16 protein-coding genes are annotated in these 17,562 nt (G+C 36.7%); 4 read left to right on the top strand and 12 right to left on the bottom strand.

Annotated features, from left to right (window positions below; genetic code table 11):
* Positions 1-49: 49 nt before the first annotated feature.
* Positions 50-730, bottom strand: a complete 681-nt coding sequence (locus MRBLBA3_RS07040; protein WP_212088947.1) for a lysoplasmalogenase — start codon at positions 728-730, stop codon at positions 50-52.
* Positions 731-853: 123 nt separating this feature from the next.
* Positions 854-1,804 carry a DMT family transporter gene (locus MRBLBA3_RS07045; protein ID WP_328023400.1) on the bottom strand — a complete coding sequence of 317 codons (951 nt, stop codon included), beginning with the start codon at positions 1,802-1,804 and terminating at the stop codon, positions 854-856.
* A gap of 271 nt (positions 1,805-2,075) precedes the next feature.
* Here MRBLBA3_RS07045 and MRBLBA3_RS07050 point away from each other — a divergent pair, with 271 nt between their 5' ends.
* A complete protein-coding gene (locus tag MRBLBA3_RS07050; RefSeq protein WP_328023398.1) occupies positions 2,076-4,001 on the top strand; it encodes a heavy metal translocating P-type ATPase in 1,926 nt (641 codons plus the stop codon).
* A gap of 184 nt (positions 4,002-4,185) precedes the next feature.
* On the opposite strand, the gene MRBLBA3_RS07055 is transcribed toward MRBLBA3_RS07050, so the two are convergent.
* Genes MRBLBA3_RS07055 through MRBLBA3_RS07065 form a run of 3 tightly spaced genes read right to left on the bottom strand, consistent with a single transcriptional unit; the run spans position 4,186 to position 6,095 of the window.
* Complete coding sequence (locus tag MRBLBA3_RS07055; protein ID WP_001224543.1) at positions 4,186-5,055, bottom strand: YihY/virulence factor BrkB family protein; 870 nt, start codon at positions 5,053-5,055, stop codon at positions 4,186-4,188.
* Between the two features lie 6 nt (positions 5,056-5,061).
* On the bottom strand, positions 5,062-5,577 hold the full coding sequence (locus tag MRBLBA3_RS07060) for a DUF4075 domain-containing protein (RefSeq protein WP_001085400.1): 516 nt from the start codon (positions 5,575-5,577) through the stop codon (positions 5,062-5,064).
* 53 nt (positions 5,578-5,630) lie between these two features.
* The gene (locus tag MRBLBA3_RS07065) at positions 5,631-6,095 is read right to left on the bottom strand and encodes a low molecular weight protein-tyrosine-phosphatase (RefSeq protein WP_363380408.1); all 465 of its coding nucleotides are present in this window, start codon (positions 6,093-6,095) and stop codon (positions 5,631-5,633) included.
* A 174-nt stretch (positions 6,096-6,269) separates the two neighbouring features.
* Here MRBLBA3_RS07065 and MRBLBA3_RS07070 point away from each other — a divergent pair, with 174 nt between their 5' ends.
* Both MRBLBA3_RS07070 and MRBLBA3_RS07075 read left to right on the top strand, forming a co-directional pair.
* Positions 6,270-6,494, top strand: a complete 225-nt coding sequence (locus MRBLBA3_RS07070) for a DUF1128 domain-containing protein (RefSeq protein WP_000366197.1) — start codon at positions 6,270-6,272, stop codon at positions 6,492-6,494.
* A 192-nt stretch (positions 6,495-6,686) separates the two neighbouring features.
* Complete coding sequence (locus MRBLBA3_RS07075; RefSeq protein WP_363380413.1) at positions 6,687-9,353, top strand: cation-translocating P-type ATPase; 2,667 nt, start codon at positions 6,687-6,689, stop codon at positions 9,351-9,353.
* Positions 9,354-9,542: 189 nt separating this feature from the next.
* Here the strand turns inward: MRBLBA3_RS07075 and MRBLBA3_RS07080 are convergent, their stop codons facing one another.
* The 7 genes from MRBLBA3_RS07080 to MRBLBA3_RS07110 all read right to left on the bottom strand — a co-directional run bounded on the left by MRBLBA3_RS07080 (position 9,543) and on the right by MRBLBA3_RS07110 (position 16,121).
* Entirely contained in the window at positions 9,543-10,625 is a 1,083-nt protein-coding gene (locus MRBLBA3_RS07080) for a toxic anion resistance protein (protein ID WP_001064419.1), read from the bottom strand.
* An 18-nt stretch (positions 10,626-10,643) separates the two neighbouring features.
* Entirely contained in the window at positions 10,644-12,275 is a 1,632-nt protein-coding gene (locus tag MRBLBA3_RS07085; RefSeq protein WP_212088940.1) for a YceG family protein, read from the bottom strand.
* Between the two features lie 110 nt (positions 12,276-12,385).
* The gene (locus MRBLBA3_RS07090; RefSeq protein WP_000025693.1) at positions 12,386-13,177 is read right to left on the bottom strand and encodes a TerC family protein; all 792 of its coding nucleotides are present in this window, start codon (positions 13,175-13,177) and stop codon (positions 12,386-12,388) included.
* 73 nt (positions 13,178-13,250) lie between these two features.
* Complete coding sequence (locus MRBLBA3_RS07095; RefSeq protein WP_000236636.1) at positions 13,251-13,829, bottom strand: TerD family protein; 579 nt, start codon at positions 13,827-13,829, stop codon at positions 13,251-13,253.
* A gap of 80 nt (positions 13,830-13,909) precedes the next feature.
* Complete coding sequence (locus MRBLBA3_RS07100; protein WP_000146733.1) at positions 13,910-14,494, bottom strand: TerD family protein; 585 nt, start codon at positions 14,492-14,494, stop codon at positions 13,910-13,912.
* 23 nt (positions 14,495-14,517) lie between these two features.
* A complete protein-coding gene (locus MRBLBA3_RS07105; protein ID WP_001121596.1) occupies positions 14,518-15,114 on the bottom strand; it encodes a TerD family protein in 597 nt (198 codons plus the stop codon).
* Positions 15,115-15,242: 128 nt separating this feature from the next.
* Positions 15,243-16,121, bottom strand: coding sequence for an ROK family protein (locus MRBLBA3_RS07110; protein ID WP_000666121.1), 879 nt, complete (start codon positions 16,119-16,121; stop codon positions 15,243-15,245).
* A gap of 206 nt (positions 16,122-16,327) precedes the next feature.
* On the opposite strand from MRBLBA3_RS07110, the gene MRBLBA3_RS07115 reads away from it, so the two are divergent.
* A complete protein-coding gene (locus MRBLBA3_RS07115; RefSeq protein ID WP_363380417.1) occupies positions 16,328-17,500 on the top strand; it encodes a cell wall anchor protein in 1,173 nt (390 codons plus the stop codon).
* Positions 17,501-17,562 lie beyond the last annotated feature (62 nt).

The following is a 17,562-nucleotide window of genomic DNA, read 5'->3' on the forward strand; positions in this document are numbered from 1 at the left end:
AAAAAGATACTCTCAAAATAGCCTATCTACTATTTTTGAGAGTATCTTTTTATAATCCTACATATACAATACACATCTGCGCTGCGACATATGTAAACCAAATCCAAAGTGGTTCATACTTCAGTTTGCGCCCCCCGATATCTGTAACACCGATAATAAAATCAGAAATCACGAACAATAAACCACCAAGTGCTGGCACCCACCATATTCCTGTATTCTCGTAATATAAGGCGAATGCAAAACAAGCCATTCCTCCGACCCACAAGCCGTAAATTAGAGCCCCTATCGTAAACAATTTATCCTGTTTTTCATTTCGGATAAAAAAGAACCATCCTATAATTAGAAAGAGTCCGTATACGAGTAAACCAATCCAAAAACCATTCCATGAAATACCTGTTTGTAAAAATGCTTTCACATAGAAACAATGTGCAAGAGCGAAAGTAACCATTCCTCCAATTAATCGATGACCAATTGGAATCAATCCTGCCATAAATAAATCTCCTATAGTTGATAAAGTCATACCAAGTGCAACCCATGTACTATATTCTACCGACGGATCTTGTAACCATATCCAAATTGCACTACCAGTTAAAGAAAAACTCAGAATAAGACGAATCGCTAACGGCAACGGCATATTATTTCTCGTTCTTTTCGTCTGTCCTACTGCATAAATTGCTCCCGTTAAAAAAAGAATAATTTGCCCTACTAACACAATGTAAAGTACATTCATAATATGTTCTCCTCAATAAATGCTTTTTCTATCTTTTTTTCGTTACATATGGCACGTTTTCCTTTTTCTATGTAAAAAAAGAAGAACAGTACTGTTCTTCCATTTTAATCGTTTTTCTGTTCTCTATGCTACCTGTTTTTCTTGCTCAATTTTCTGTTTAGCCGGAGCACGATTTACTACAATAATTCCCGCTGCAACACATGCTAAACCAAATAGTACAAAGGAATGAATTGCTTCTCCTAAAATTAGACTGGATAGTAACACACCAAACACTGGTATAAAGAACATATACATCGAAACTTTTCCTACTTTGTTATACTTCATAATTGTATTCCATATACAAAATCCCGCTGCCGATAAGAACGATAAATATATGAGCATAAGTATTGCATGTAGGTTAAATGTAAATGGTATTACTCCAACTTGAAATGCACCTATACATAGTAACCCAATTGATCCAAAAATCATTTGGTATGCTGTCATGTACCCAACATCTAATGTTTTACTTCCTTCTTTTGCTAGTATATTTCCATACGAATACATCATTGCTGCCCCAAGAAGTAATAAGCTACCTATTCCAAAGTGGAATGATAAGCTTCCATCACTCGGTACATTCACCAAAATCACACCACAAAAACCGATAGATACTCCAATTATTTTTCTCATATTTAGAGCATCATCTTTATATAAAAAGTGTGCGAGTAAAATTTGAAAGAATGAGGATGTTCCTGAAATAATCGCTCCTTCAATTCCTGAACTGTAACTCATTCCAATATAAAAACATATATATTGAAGAAAAGTTTGGAACAAACCAATTTGAACTAACTGCTTCCCTGTTCCTTTTCTGAACTGCATATCTTTTCCTAACGCTTTAAAAAATAATAAGAGCATTGCACCAGATAAGAAAAAGCGATAACCCGCAAATAATATTTGTTCTCCGACTTCTTGTGGCTGAATTCCAAGTTCAACATAGCTTAATTTAATAAAGGGAAATGCGCTTCCCCATAAAAAGGTTGCTACTATTGCAGCAATAAATACGCCAATCGGATTGGTAAAAAATTTCTCTGTCTTCAACTTGATGTCTTCCTTTCCGATCTTTTTATGAACAATATTCATATATACCAAAGGAAATGCGAAAACACAAGTTTTCAGTTTATACTAAAACAAAAACATATCATCTAACAAAAACATATGCTATACTATAGAATAATTACAACATAATAACTATTAAAATCAGATTCAACAGAAATGCTGCTATCCATTATGGATGGCAGCTTTCGTCGTTTTATAGGGGTTTCGATTTTGATTCTTTTTCTCAATAAGAATTCGGAAGGAGCGAGTAGTAATGAACGCAGAAGTAAAAACATTACAAGCACAAAAAGATATTTCTCATCCCTCTTTATGGGATACATTAAAGAAACATTATGAACTTATATTTGCAATCGCATCTGGTATTTTCATTTTAGCTGGCTGGTTATTCACAAAAAACGAGGCAATAAGCACAGGTATTACTTTCTATATCCTTGCCTATGTAATTGGAGGATTTGCAAAAGCAAAAGAAGGTATTGAAGACACAATTGAAGAGAAAGAGCTAAATGTTGAAATGCTCATGATTTTTGCAGCTATCGGTGCCGCAGTTATCGGTTACTGGGCAGAAGGTGCTATTTTAATCTTCATCTTTGCATTAAGCGGAGCAATGGAATCTTATACATTAAGTAAAAGCCAAAAAGAAATTTCAGCGCTTCTTGATCTACAACCGGAAGAAGCATTACGTATTTCAAACGGAACTGAGGAACGTATTCCCGTTGGACAATTACAAATTAACGATATTATTTTAATTAAGCCAGGTGAGCGTGTTCCTGCTGATGGCACAATTCATAATGGTGAAACAAATATTGATGAAGCAGCTATTACAGGAGAACCTATTCCGAATGAGAAAAAATTCGGTGATGAAGTATTTGCCGGCACTGTAAATTTACGTGGTGCTATCGAAGTTAAAATTACGAAGCCAAGTGATCAAACATTATTCCAAAAGATTATTCGCCTCGTTCAAAGTGCACAAAGCGAAAAATCACCATCACAACTATTCATCGAAAAGTTTGAAGGAACATACGTAAAAGGTGTACTACTCGTTGTTGCGCTTATGATGTTCGTTCCTCATTTCTTACTTGATTGGAGTTGGAATGAAACGTTTTATCGCGCTATGATCTTACTTGTAGTCGCTTCTCCTTGTGCGCTAGTTGCAGCCATTACACCAGCAACTTTATCAGCAATTTCAAACGGAGCGAGAAATGGTATTCTCTTTAAAGGTGGTATTCATTTAGAACGTCTAGCTTCAGTAAAGGCGATTGCCTTTGATAAAACAGGAACATTAACACAAGGAAAACCTACTGTAACAGATGTATATGTTCGAGAAGGCATAGCAGAAAGTGAAGTACTTTCTATTACAGCAGCGATTGAAAGTCACTCTACACATCCTTTAGCAGAAGCGATTGTTAAATATGCAAAACATGCTTACGACATTACGATAAAAAAACCAGAAAACGTTGAAGATGTAACTGGTTTTGGATTAAAAGGAATATTAGAAAACAACGCTTATAAAATTGGTAAAGCTGATTTTATCGGAGAAGAAACAAAAACATTTCATAATGGCATTTCTGCCTCACTTGAAAAAGAGGGAAAAACTGTCGTTTATATAAGTGATGAGAATGGTATTCTTGGACTAATCGCTTTAAAAGATACCCTTCGGCAAGAAACAATAGCTGCTATTCGTGATTTACAAAGCATTGGTGTAGAAGCAATCATGATTACTGGTGATAATGAAGAAACAGCAAAAGCAATTGCCCATGAAAGTAATATAAAAGAATATTACGCATCATGTTTACCAGAAACGAAAGTTGAAACGATAAAGCAGTTAAAAGAAAAGTACGGCATAGTCGCCATGGTTGGAGATGGTATAAACGATGCACCTGCACTCGCTACTGCTAGTATTGGTGTTGCAATGGGTGAAGGAACAGACGTGGCATTAGAGACTGCAGACGTTGTTCTTATGAAGAACGAATTATCTCGTCTCTCTCAAGCCATCCGTTTATCAAAACGAATGAACCGTATTGTGAAGCAAAATGTAATCTTTTCGCTAGCTGTAATTGCAATGCTGATTTGTTCTAACTTCTTACAATTTTTAGCTCTTCCATTCGGTGTTATTGGACATGAAGGAAGTACGATTCTTGTCATTTTAAATGGTTTGCGATTATTAAAAGGAAACAAATAAAACGGGTCCCTCATAAAGGACCCGCTTTTTTTAATGGTAGCTATTGTGACCGTTCGCACTGCTGCTCGTTTTATGCTTTGGATGCGAACTGCTCTTTTGTTTATTGTTACTTTTATTATTGTGGTTCTTTTTATTATTACTCATGAAATATCCCCCCTGTTCCCTTTTATTATGGAACAAGAGCTCATTTTTCATTACGGGAATTATTGTCACCCGTTCTATAATGATGGAGTAAACCATTAATTTCACCGCCAAGTAAAATTACCCACCCAGTTAAGTAAAACCATAACATTAAAATAATGATACCACCGAGACCACCATATGTATTAGCGTAATTTGCAAATTTATCTACATAATAGGCAAATGAGTACGATACCACAATCCATCCTACAGTAGCAAATAAAGCCCCCGATATGACTTCTCTTCGCTTTAATTTCCGATCAGGCGCAAACGTATATAAAAAGCTAAATAAAGCGAACAAAACGAAGAAACTCGCTACTAAACGCGTAATGCTCCAAACGTAAGAAAAACTATCCGATAAACCAATTGCTTTAAACACAGCTGCCCCAATCACTTGTCCAAATACCGGAACGATTAGTGCAAACACAATCATAAAAATTATTGCTAACGTAAACACGATAGATAAAGCTCTTGTTTTAATAAAGGAACGGGTTTCTGTTACATCATAAGCACGGTTAAAAGCATTCATAACCGCATTCACCCCGTTTGAAGCAAACCATAGCATCGATAGTAAACCGAATGATAATAAACCACCATTTTGCTCGTTTACAACTTTATCTACGTTTACTTCAATTAAATTCATCGCATCTTCTGGTACGTACGGTTCTAATAAATTGAGCACACTTTCTGTTTGAAGGTCAATAAAGCCAAGAAGCGTAATTAAGAAAACAAGCCCAGGAAAAATCGCAAGCAAGAAGAAATAAGCGAGCTGTGCTGCCAAGCCCGCTACATCATCGCGCATCGTCCGGTCATATAAATCTTTTCCGAACGAAAAAGTACGATGTCTTCTTACTTTTTCTATAAATTTTCTCATATATTTTTAAACGCTTTTCTTCTCTTCTTTATTTTGCTTTAGCTCAATGTATGCTTCAGTTTTTTTTTCCTCTGCATTTGAGTCTTTCATAAATAATTCACGCGCTTCTTTCATACCACCATCTTCAGCTACCACTGGCTCTTCTTCCGCTTTAAGCTCATCTACTTTCGGAGATACAGCTTGAATTTCGATCGTTTCTGGTTTTTCTACTGGCTCAACTTTTTTCTTACTAAAAATTTCTTTCGTTTCTTTTAACGTCTCTACAACAGACGGCGTTAATTTTTTAATTTCTGCTACTTTCGCTTTCACTACATTAAAATCAGCAAGTTCGCGTCCTTTATCTGTAACAGTTTGCACTTTTTCTTTTATCTTCGCATTTTCACCGATTTCAATCATCTTTGTTTTTGCTTTTCCCGCTGTATTTTTTACTTTTTCACGGTTTTCTTTCTTTAACATAGATACAGCTACACCTGCAGCTACACCAATCGCAATGTTTCGAGCAATATTATTTTTCTTTGCCATATTCCTTCACCCTTTCATTTCTTATGTTAGAAAGTATTACTTTCTAAGCTTCCTCATATTCCTTGTTCATTTCGAATGAAAGCTAATAGCTTTGCACACCCTTCTGTTACAAGGTCATACACTTCTTGGAAGTCCCCTGTAAAGTAAGGGTCAGGAACGTCTGTCCAGCCACCGTCTGGAACAAAATCGGACAGCATACCAATATAGCCTCCAGTTTTACCTAAACTTTTTAAATCTGCTATATTCTTGTTGTCCATGGCAATAATATAATCAAACTTTGTTAAGTCTTCTTTTTCTACTTTCCTTGCTTTAATTCCTTCAAAAGCGACTTCATTTTCTTTTAAAATTTTTTGTGTTCCTTTATGTGGTGGATGACCAATATGCCAATCTCCAGTTCCTGCAGAATCAATGACAATTTTCTCTTCGAGTCCCTCTTTTACGACAAGATCTCGAAAAATCGCTTCTGCCATTGGAGAACGGCAAATGTTCCCAAGACAAACAAACAATACTTGGACCATATTTTTGTTTCTTCCCTTCTTGGTGCATTTCTTAATATATACTTATAGTATAAACAACCAATTATTAATTATAAAGGAAATCCCTACTAATTTAATAGGATTGAAAAGTTTCATTAACGAAAATGATAAAAAATGTTAAGATAGCCTTATGTTATTTTAAAGGGGGACACTTCGGTGGATTTATCCGTAAAATCAGAAGAAAACGTTGAATATATGGTAGAAGCTATTAAAGAAAAACTACGCATGGTTAATGCTGGAGCAATGAGAGCAGCTAGCTTTAACGAAGAAATGTACGAAGACTTACGTGACATTTATGAGCATGTTATGAAACGTGAAACATTTAGCATTAGTGAAATGCAAGCTATTACAGAAGAATTAGGTACATTAATTAAAAAATAACAAAGAGCCTCCTAAATAGAGGCTCTTTTTAATTTCAACAAATTCATGACAACTCTGCGCTTTTCCTCATCACATTTTAAAATACTGTACAATGAAAGTAGAACCTCACCTTAGATTTTTTCTCCATACATACTACTCACAAATAATAGCAACACTACCATTGCTAACTGTTTTTACTGGAGGTGCTTACTTATGAGCAATTGGTACAGTAAGACGAAAAATCAAACATTAATCGACCTAGAAACAAATGAACAACACGGTTTAACAGATGAAATCGTAAATGAACGTTTAAAGCAATATGGTTCTAATGAATTAGCTACAAAACAAAAACGTACTTTATGGCAACGCATTTTCACCCAAATTAACGACGTCCTCGTATATGTCCTTATTATTGCTGCCCTTATTTCCGCCTTTGTAGGTGAATGGGCCGACGCAAGTATTATCGCGCTCGTTGTGATTTTAAATGCAGTTATCGGTGTCATTCAAGAATCAAAGGCCGAGCAAGCTTTAGAAGCACTAAAGAAAATGGCGACACCTAAAGCTATCGTAAAACGAGACGGCGAACTTAAAGAAATCCCATCTGAACACGTCGTTCCAGGTGATATCGTTATGCTTGATGCCGGACGATATATCCCATGTGATTTACGGCTTATCGAGACTGCTAATTTAAAGGTTGAAGAATCTGCTCTAACTGGTGAATCTGTCCCTGTTGATAAAGATGCAATCTACCACCCTTCTATGCAAAGTGATGAACAAGTGCCATTAGGCGATCAAAAAAACATGGCCTTTATGTCGACGCTAGTAACATACGGACGCGGAGTTGGTGTCGCTGTTGAAACTGGAATGAATTCACAGATTGGTAAAATCGCTACCCTTTTACATGAAGCAGACGATGATATGACACCACTTCAAAAAAGCTTAGCACAAGTAGGAAAATATTTAGGTTTTGTCGCTGTAGCTATTTGTGCTACTATGTTTCTCATCGGTTTTTTACAAGGACGAGATACATTAGAAATGTTCATGACTGCGATTAGTTTAGCTGTTGCGGCCATTCCAGAAGGTTTGCCAGCTATCGTTTCCATCGTTCTTGCAATTGGTGTTCAGCGTATGATTAAACAAAATGTTATTATTCGTAAACTACCAGCTGTTGAAGCCCTCGGTTCTGTCACAATTATTTGTTCAGATAAAACGGGTACATTAACTCAAAATAAAATGACTGTTACTCACTTTTATAGTGATCGCACATATGATCATTTAGAAAATTTGAATGTGAACAATGATATACACCGCCTACTATTAGAAAATATGGTTTTATGTAACGATGCTTCTTACGGTACCGACTCACAAACAGGGGATCCTACAGAAATTGCCCTTCTTGTTGCCGGAAGCTCTTTTAACATTCAAAAAGATCAGTTAGAAAATACACATGAACGTGTTAACGAACTACCTTTCGATTCTGATCGTAAAATGATGTCAACTGTACACACGTACGATGAAAACTACTATAGTATGACGAAAGGTGCTATCGATAAACTTTTACCTCACTGCACCCATATCTTTATAAATAACAAAATCGAGGTCCTAACAGATTCTGATAAAAATCAAATATTAGACGCTGCCCAGTCAATGTCTCAAGAAGCTTTAAGAGTACTTTCATTCGCATTTAAACAATACAATTCAAGCGATCTGGATATAAATCATCTCGAAGAAAATCTCATCTTTATCGGTCTTGTCGGTATGATTGATCCACCACGTACAGAAGTAAAGGATTCCATTACAGAGTGTAAAAAAGCTGGTATTCGTACAGTTATGATTACTGGCGATCATAAGGATACCGCCTTTGCAATTGCCAAAGAACTTGGTATCGCTGAAGAAAAATCTGAAATTATGATTGGAACTGAATTAGATAACATTTCAGATACAGAACTAGCAAGTAAAATTAATCACTTAAATGTATTCGCTAGGGTCTCTCCAGAACATAAAGTGAAGATCGTAAAAGCATTACTCGCTAAAGGAAATATTGTTTCCATGACTGGAGATGGTGTAAATGATGCTCCATCTTTAAAACAAGCAGATGTTGGAGTAGCAATGGGCATTACCGGAACAGATGTCGCAAAAGGCGCAGCAGATGTCGTTTTAACAGACGATAACTTCTCATCTATCGTTAAAGCCGTTGAAGAAGGTAGAAATATTTATCGTAATATAAAAAAATCGATTCTCTTCCTACTCTCTTGTAACTTCGGAGAAATTATCGCTTTATTTTTAGCTATTTTACTTGGCTGGGCAACACCACTACGACCTATTCACATTTTGTGGGTAAATTTAATTACAGATACACTGCCTGCACTGTCACTCGGTGTTGATCCTGAAGATCCAGATGTGATGAAGGAAAAACCACGACATGCGAAAGAAAGCTTATTTAGCGGTAGCGTTCCTTTTCTTATTTTCAATGGGGTTGTAATTGGACTCCTCACTTTAACGGCCTTTATCGTTGGGGCAAAGCTCTATACAGGAGATACAAATTTATTTCCTCTCTTCCCAGAGCAACTTGATGAAGACGCTCTATTACATGCTCAAACGATGGCATTTGTCGTTCTTAGTTTTTCTCAACTCGTTCATTCATTTAACTTACGTTCAAGAACGAAATCGATTTTTTCAATTGGGATATTTACAAATAAATATTTAGTCTTCTCACTTCTTATCGGTGTTCTTATGCAAGTTTGTATTATCTCCATCCCTCCTCTTGCCAATATATTTGGTGTGCATGCATTAACATTACGCGATTGGGGATTTGTTCTCTTATTAAGTATCATTCCGCTTGTTGTGAATGAAATCATTAAATTAGTTAAGAGAAACTAAAAGGCAATGAGGAATATTCCTCATTGCCTTTTCATTTACCCCGCTATTTGCCGTGCAGTAAAACTCCCACCTCAAAATTCGGCTGGAGCAAAGAAGTTAGGTGGGAGATCAACTGCCCGTAAACGCCCGATTGGTGAAGGCTAATAATCAGTGGGGATGAACAAAACCCCTACTGATTAAAGTTTCACTTTAGCCTTGTAATTCTTTTTTGATGTTCTCTGTTAATGTAGCCATACGCTTACGGCTTTCTTCACGCTCACGTTTATTTTGTTCTTCAATTTGTTGTGTTTCTTGCATACCTCTTGAAATAATGTTCCAAGTCTCCTCAAGTGTTTCCATCTTAATACTAGAAGAACCTGATAATCTCGCTACTTCCACACTTTGAGTCGCGATATTTTGCGCATTTTTCTTAAGTAATTCATTCGTACGACGATCAAGTTCAGCCATAGAGTCTGCAACCAGCTTTTGACGTTTTGCATTTACCGCTTGAATAATACCATTTTTAAAGATAGGAATCGTTGTAATAAATGCTGTATTGATTTTACCGATTAATTTGTTGTTACCACGTTGAACCATACGAATTTGTGGCGCTGTTAATAGAGCAACCATACGTGCTTTTTCTAAGTCATCAATACGTTGTTCTAAAATTTCAACAGAGTTTTTAAGCGATTCTAATTCAATACCTGCTAACTGATCATTATTACGTACGCGCTCTTCGTACATCGGAACTAACTCTGTATTTAAACGCTCTAATAACATTTCCCCTGCTACTACGTATTTTTCTAAATCTAAATAATACTTTAAGTTTTGCTCATACAGGCCGTCTAATGTACCAATTGATTTTTTCATTTCATCTTGATACTTCGTAATTTCTACGTATACTTTATCCATTTCGCGACCCATTGTCTGATACTTACTAAAGATTTGTTCAATCATTTTATCTGCTTTTTTGAACATGCGTGAGAAGAAGCCACTTTTCTCTTCCGCAAAGTCTTTGCTATCAAATCTGTCCATAATTTTACCAAGCTGTTTTAATAATTCACCAGAGTCTTCTATTTTTGATAAAGACATTGTATGTAAAATTTGATCAGCGAAACGTGAAATTTCCATAGATGGTTCTTTTCCAAGCTCGATTAATTCCAATTGATCTTTAATATCTACCGCATTATAAATACGTTGCACTTCCGCATCTTGTCTAAGTTGTAAACGAACATCTTGTGCAGTTTGCTCATTCAATTCTGTTTTCGAATCTAGTACGACTGGGTTATTCATATGGTATTCTCCCTTTCCTTATAAAAATGGACGAAATAGTCCTTTTATTGTTTGTGATAAATTTTTATAGGCTGATGAACCATGAAACTCAAGATCGAAATTAACTTCTTCAAGCCAATGTGAATCAAATGCTCCTACTTCAATATACGGTTCAATATCGTTTCTCCCCGTTGGATTGAAGTGGAATACATCTACTCCAATTTGATTTAAAAACAATAATAAAACAGCATCAGAACGGCTTAATTCTCCGCTCTTCTCATTATTAAATATAACAATTTTCGGTACTTCTTGCGAATAATCAAATTTCTCAAGTTGCTCTAAAATGTTCGGTGGGATTTGAGAAAGCTGTGCGAAAACATACAGTGCTACATCTTGTTTCGTCTCTTTCGCAATTGGTTTACACATTTCACTTTCGCACGTATGAATGATTGCCTCTGCAATACCATGTTGTAAACCTTCTGGTAAACGTTTATGCGGCCACCAATGACTATTCATAATTAAATCCGGATGTAACTTCCCTCCGCGGTCCAATGCATCTCGATAATGATATTGGAAATTCGCTTTTTGTTCTTTCGTAAACGGAAATGTATTAATTAATAAACTGTTATCAAATGATGTAACAGCCTTTAATCGTTGAAAATATTCTTTATCATTCTTTGACACACCTGATATTTTTGCAAATAAAGAAGGAATATAAATATGCTTATTTTCAACAAAGAAGGTTGGGCGTACAAATGCCTTTTCTTTCGTAATTAAAAAGAGTTCATCATATGTTGTTTTTAATGTACGTGCTACAGGTGTGTATGAACGGAATTGCCATGGCTTGTACAGCAGTGAATTATCGTGGTGAAGTACTTGCTCGATTTCTTTTGAAGCTTGATAAGCTACCGTTGCGACGCGTTCACGACGCCGATCAGGAAATGGTTCCAATGAAATACGGCCTGAATGAGATACGACAAAGGTCTTTCCTTCCTCATCTATACTCTCAAATCCATCTTTTCCTTCTGGGTGATAATAAAGCACATCGCAGCCGAGCATAATAAGAAAGTATAAGAAATATATACGACTCTCTGTCGCATCACCGTACCAAACGATACGCGGCATTTGTTTCTTATAATTAATCGTAGAGAACCACTTCGCTACGTAATTTTCACTTAATTTAATCATATCAATTAAGAAACGACGGAACCCTTCTGTTTTTAAAGATTGATTATGTTGTTTTTCATACAATTTTAATACCGAAATAAACGTCGTATGTATATAATGCTGTAAATCAGGATTGTCTACTTGCGGTAATAGTTGTTTTCCAGACAAATGGGCTACAAGTCTATTTACTGTAAGTCCATTCGGTGCTTCTTGATGTAATGCAAAAACTTCTTGAATATGGCGCAGTTTTTCGGGATCAATCACCTTATTTAAATTGTGTTCATGCAAAACCTCGATCCCTTTTGCTTCACTATAATCAAATAACTCATTAAAATATTCATCTACATCATTGGGAACACCAAGAATACGAGTTGCTATATAACTAAATTTCATCTCATTCTCTGTCAGTTCATATTGTGGGCGTTTTTCTAAAAGCGCTTCAAATTGCTTTAAATCTGATTCTTCTTTTAATGCACATGGTTGAAGTGTAAAACGTGAAAACACAACAGTTCACCTCCAAAAACATTTACGTTTTTTATAAAGTCTCTCTTCTATTATAAACTATTTTTAGTTATAAAAAATGGGCGCTCGCATAACGAGCAAACCCATTTCAATTATTTATGTTCATTTTTAGTAGCTGCAACTTCTTCTTTAGCTTGTCCAGAATTCTTCATGTAGTGAAGTATAAATGTTGCTCCAAACGCTACAACTAAAATAATAAAGAACAGCGTATGACTTACTTCAATATGAATAACAGACAGTAGCATTTTTGCTGCAATAATTAAGATTAAAATATATGCTGTCGTTTCCAGTTCTGGAATACGTTCTAACAATTTTAAGAATACGCCAGCGATACCACGCATCATTAAAATACCGAGCATTCCGCCTAATAGTAAAATCCAAACTTCATTCGATACACCAAATGCAGCAAGTACGCTATCTACAGAGAATGCGATATCCATTAATTCAACCATCGCAACTGTCCCCCAGAAGACACCAAACATTCTGAAGAGAATACTATTTTGGTTCATACCATGAGCTTCCTCTTCTTCTGCATTACCTTTTCGCTTATCAATGAAGTATTTAATTGAAAGCCAAGCTAAGTAAAGTGCACCTAACACTTTTACCCATGCTAATTTAATTAAGAACATTCCGATTCCAATTGCAATAAAACGGAATACATAAGCTCCAATAAGGCCATAGAATAATGCTTTTTTACGCTTTTCTTCTGGAAGGTGTTTTACCATTACCGCTAATACAAGTGCGTTATCAGCAGATAATAACCCTTCAAGTACAACAAGTGTACCGATTAATCCCCAAGATACTGGATCCTGCAACACTTTAATCCACATGTCCAAGTCAAAAAACTGAGCATACGTATCAAGGATTCCTTGCAAAATACTCATCTTACCTTTATCCCCTATTCTTTGCTAGATTTATAGAAAGGTCAAAAAAAGGAAACGAATGTCGTTTCCCTTCTTATGCATCCAAGCCATACGCTCTTACAAGCGCACCTAAGCCACCTTGGAAACCGCTTCCTACTGCATTAAACTTCCACTGTCCATTATGACGGTATAATTCACAAAAGACAACTGCTGTTTCAATGGAGAAATCTTCCCCTAAATCAAAACGAAGAACTTCTTCGTTTGTTTCTTCATTTGCTAAACGAACGAATGCATTTGCAACCTGTCCAAAGTTTTGATTACGGCCTTCACCATCATAAATTGTAACTGTAATAGCAATTTTATGAACATCTGCTGGAACCTTTTTCAAATCTACAACAAGTTGCTCATCATCACCGTCACCTGCACCTGTACGGTTATCTCCTGTATGTAAAACTGACTCACAAGGAGACTGTAAATTATTATAGAAAATAAAATCAGTTTCCTTCGTACATTTCCCGTTCGCATCTAATAAAAAGGCAGATGCATCTAAATCGAAATCAGATCCACCATCATAAGATTTAATATCCCATCCAAGACCAATTACTGCTCTTGATAAACCTGGGCTTGTTTTAGCTAAATCAATTTTCTGTCCTTTTTGTAATTGAATAACCATGCATATTCACCTCTATATTTTAATATCAAAAAATATATCCATCAGTAAATATACATTTCACTGATGGATATATAAATCTATTACTCTACATCTAAACCAAAGTTATTACATAGAGAACCTAATCCACCTTGGAATCCACTTCCGATTGCATTGAATTTCCACTCACCTGCGTGACGGTATAATTCACTTACTACTACTGCAGTTTCAATAGAGAAATCTTCTCCTAAATCGTAACGAATTAATTCTGCATTCTTTTCTTCATCCATAATGCGTACGAAAGAGTTAGAAACTTGTCCGAAGTTTTGGCTACGGCCTTCTCCATCATAAATTGTGATTGTGAAGCAAATACGTTCGATATGTGCAGGAACATTTTTTAAGTCTATTTTAATTGTTTCATCGTCGCCTTCACCTTCACCTGTACGGTTATCTCCTAAATGCTCTACAGCACCATTCGCACCTTTGGGATTATTATAGAAAACGAAATCCTCTGCTCCTGAAACTTTACCGTTAGCACCTACTAAGAAGATACTAACATCTAAATCGAAATCGCTTTGTCCGTCATAACGATTCGTGTCCCAACCAAGTCCTACAAGAACTTTCGAAAGACCTGGATTTGTTTTTGTTAAGTCTACCTTTTGTCCTTTTTTCAATGAAATTGATGCCATATACAATTCCTCCTTGGTTTATTTTATTGGTAACGTGATACAATCTCACTTAAGTTTTTATCTTGTGTTCCTTCTCCAACTGCTGAAAACTTCCATTCGTTTCCGTCTCGATACATTTCCCCTGCAATTAAAGTCATTTTGCCAGCGTAATTATCTGACAAGTTATAACGCGCTAATTCTTCACCTGTTTGTGGGTTTTGAATACGAATATATGCATTGCGAATCATCCCAAAATCTTGACGACGATTTACACAGTCATAGATATTTACAACGAATACTAAACGATTAATACGGCTCGGAACTTTATGTAATTCTACGAAAATTGTTTCGTCATCACCAGCACCTTCACCTGTTAAATTATCTCCTGAATGAATGATACTACCACAAGTAGAAAGTTTGTTGCCAAAATAAACTAGATCATTTTTGTTTAAAAAGCGATCTCCTTCTAACATAACAACAGATGCATCACAATCTACATTCGGTTTACTTCCAAATAAAGAAGACAGAAAACCACCTGATTGCCCAATTGGATCCCAGCCCAAGCCAACCTGCAGTTTTGCTACTCTCGGTTGTCCTTTCGTTAAATCGATCTTTTGTCCTTTTTCTAAAATAATAGGCATGAAGTTTCTTCCTTTCTACAAAGCATTTTCCGAATCGGAAAATATTGTATTCTTCTCTTATATTGTAGCATTATTTATCTAGTGAGAAAAAGGATAAATTCTCAATTATATGAAAACATCCATATAATTTACTTATGATGATGTAAGAAGTGGTAAATAGAACCAATCATTCCTGCACAATTGCCGCTTTGCGCAAGTTTAATCTCACAATTACTATAAATCTCTTGATTTAAGTATGTTCCTATCTCTTCCTTCACTTCATCTAAGAAATCATCTCCTCTTTCAGTAATTCCCCCACCAATTATAATCATTTTCGGATTAAAAATATAAGCAAGGTTACTAATTCCAATCGCCAAATGTTTAAAGAAAATCTTCACGGCTTGAGTAACACCACTATCACCCTTATCATATAATTCAAAAATTGTTTTACCATCCCACTCTTCTTCACCTTTATATCTTCGTACAAGATGAATTAATCCCGAAATTGAGGCAACCTCCTCAAAAGTTTTCCCTTCTATTAACATATTTCCCCATTCCCCAGCACCAAACGAATGTCCACGGTATAACTCCCCATTTATAACAATCGCTCCACCAATCCCCGTTCCAAGTGTGAGCATAATAAAATCACTTTCTCCCCTCCCAATCCCCTTCCATTTCTCGCCAAAGGCTGCACAATTAACATCATTTTCAATAGATACAGGAACTTTTAATATTTCTTGTAATCTCTCAACAATAGGAATATCAGCATAATGCGGAATATGATCCACACCTCCCGTTATAACTCCTTTATTAATATCAACAATTCCCGCTGTACTAATACCAATTCCGGAAATAGTATGTTCAGTCATTATTTTTTTTGATAAATATATAAGCTTTTGAACAATTTGTTCCCCGCCCAAGTGAATTTCTGTTGGGACCTTTTTATGCATTAGTACTACCCCTATTTCTGAAACAATTCCATATTTAATTTGCGTACCACCAATATCAAATGCAATATATTCTTTCATCCGTTGCCACTTCCTCTACTGTTATGAGTGTAAATTCTCCATCACTCTACTATTTGTAGGGAATTTACATTAACTCTTTTCTCCCTTTAGAAATACACCACCTTTTTCTATATATAGTTTTTTTTGCATAAAACTCTTTTTCCTATGAAATATTACAAAGGGATGTGTTTTAGATGGAACAATAATTTTTCTTCAGGAGGAAAATAATGACAAAAATATTCATTTTAGCATCTACACTTTCTTTATCCTTTTTTAGCGGCTTAAATATTGGTAATGCTGCAACGGAAAACTTCCATCCAATAACAAACGCTATTGTACAAAATAACGATAATTTAGCAGAAGGTAATTCAAAAGATAATAATAAACCTCCAGGAAACAATGGTTCTCAGGACGATAGTGGTTCTGGTGGCAACGGTTCTGATGGCAGTGGTTCTGGCGGTAACGGCTCTGGTGGTAACGGTTCTGGTGGCAACGGTTCTGACGGCAGCGGTTCTGGTGGCAGTGGTTCTGGTGGCAACGGTTCTGACGGCAGCGGTTCTGATGGCAATGGTTCTGGTGGCAATGGTTCTGGTGGCAACGGTTCTGGCGGCAGTGGTTCTGACGGCAGTGGTTCTGGTGGCAACGGTTCTGGTGGCAGCGGTTCTGGTGGCAATGGTTCTGGTGGCAACGGTTCTGGTGGCAGTGGTTCTGGTGGCAGTGGTTCTGACGGCAGCGGTTCTGGTGGCAATGGTTCTGGTGGCAACGGTTCTGGTGGCAATGGTTCTGGTGGCAACGGTTCTGGTGGCAGCGGTTCTGGTGGCAATGGTTCTGGTGGCAACGGTTCTGGTGGCAGTGGTTCTGGTGGCAGTGGTTCTGACGGCAGCGGTTCTGGTGGCAATGGTTCTGGTGGCAACGGTTCTGGTGGCAACGGTTCTGGTGGCAGTGGTTCTGGCGGCAATGGCTCTGGTGGCAGCGGTTCTGACGGCAACGGTTCTGGTGGTAATGGCTCTAGCGGCAATGGCTCTGGTGGCAGCGGTTCTGGTGGTAATGGTTCTGGCGGCAATGGTTCTGGTGGCAATGGTTCTGGTGGCAATGGTTCTGGTGGCAATGGTTCTGGTGGCAACGGTTCTGGTGGCAGTGGTTCTCAGGGCGGTAACCGTGTTAAAGGCGATAGCAGTTCTCAGGGTGGCAACGGCTCTCAAGGCGGCAAACGTATTAAAGGCGATAGCAGTTCTCAGGGTGGCAACGGTTCTCAAGGTGGAAATGTAAAAGATAATGCGAAAAAACAAGGCGATAAGTTACCTAATACTGCAACACATTATCCTGCATCAATTTTAATGGGGATTTCGACATTCCTAATTGGTGTGTTACTATTTATTCGTCGTAAAAACGCAAAATAAAAAACAACATCCTTCCATCTAAAAAATACATGATACAAACAATAAAACGAAAAAGGACTTTG

Origin of the sequence: Bacillus sp. LBA3-1-1.1, from assembly GCF_040676495.1 — a bacterium.
In the GTDB taxonomy this organism is placed as follows: Bacteria; Bacillota; Bacilli; order Bacillales; family Bacillaceae_G; genus Bacillus_A; species Bacillus_A nitratireducens.

What these genes read in the sequence shown, in the direction of transcription:
- MRBLBA3_RS07110 (WP_000666121.1), bottom strand. Translation starts at nt 16,121, where the DNA reads ATGAAAGAATATATTGCATTTGATATTGGTGGTACGCAAATTAAATAT.
- MRBLBA3_RS07040 (WP_212088947.1), bottom strand. Translation starts at nt 730, where the DNA reads ATGAATGTACTTTACATTGTGTTAGTAGGGCAAATTATTCTTTTTTTA.
- MRBLBA3_RS07105 (WP_001121596.1), bottom strand. Translation starts at nt 15,114, where the DNA reads ATGCCTATTATTTTAGAAAAAGGACAAAAGATCGATTTAACGAAAGGA.
- MRBLBA3_RS07080 (WP_001064419.1), bottom strand. Translation starts at nt 10,625, where the DNA reads ATGAATAACCCAGTCGTACTAGATTCGAAAACAGAATTGAATGAGCAA.
- MRBLBA3_RS07090 (WP_000025693.1), bottom strand. Translation starts at nt 13,177, where the DNA reads ATGAGTATTTTGCAAGGAATCCTTGATACGTATGCTCAGTTTTTTGAC.
- MRBLBA3_RS07055 (WP_001224543.1), bottom strand. Translation starts at nt 5,055, where the DNA reads ATGAGAAAATTTATAGAAAAAGTAAGAAGACATCGTACTTTTTCGTTC.
- MRBLBA3_RS07060 (WP_001085400.1), bottom strand. Translation starts at nt 5,577, where the DNA reads ATGGCAAAGAAAAATAATATTGCTCGAAACATTGCGATTGGTGTAGCT.
- MRBLBA3_RS07050 (WP_328023398.1), top strand. Translation starts at nt 2,076, where the DNA reads ATGAACGCAGAAGTAAAAACATTACAAGCACAAAAAGATATTTCTCAT.
- MRBLBA3_RS07095 (WP_000236636.1), bottom strand. Translation starts at nt 13,829, where the DNA reads ATGGTTATTCAATTACAAAAAGGACAGAAAATTGATTTAGCTAAAACA.
- MRBLBA3_RS07075 (WP_363380413.1), top strand. Translation starts at nt 6,687, where the DNA reads ATGAGCAATTGGTACAGTAAGACGAAAAATCAAACATTAATCGACCTA.
- MRBLBA3_RS07100 (WP_000146733.1), bottom strand. Translation starts at nt 14,494, where the DNA reads ATGGCATCAATTTCATTGAAAAAAGGACAAAAGGTAGACTTAACAAAA.
- MRBLBA3_RS07065 (WP_363380408.1), bottom strand. Translation starts at nt 6,095, where the DNA reads ATGGTCCAAGTATTGTTTGTTTGTCTTGGGAACATTTGCCGTTCTCCA.
- MRBLBA3_RS07115 (WP_363380417.1), top strand. Translation starts at nt 16,328, where the DNA reads ATGACAAAAATATTCATTTTAGCATCTACACTTTCTTTATCCTTTTTT.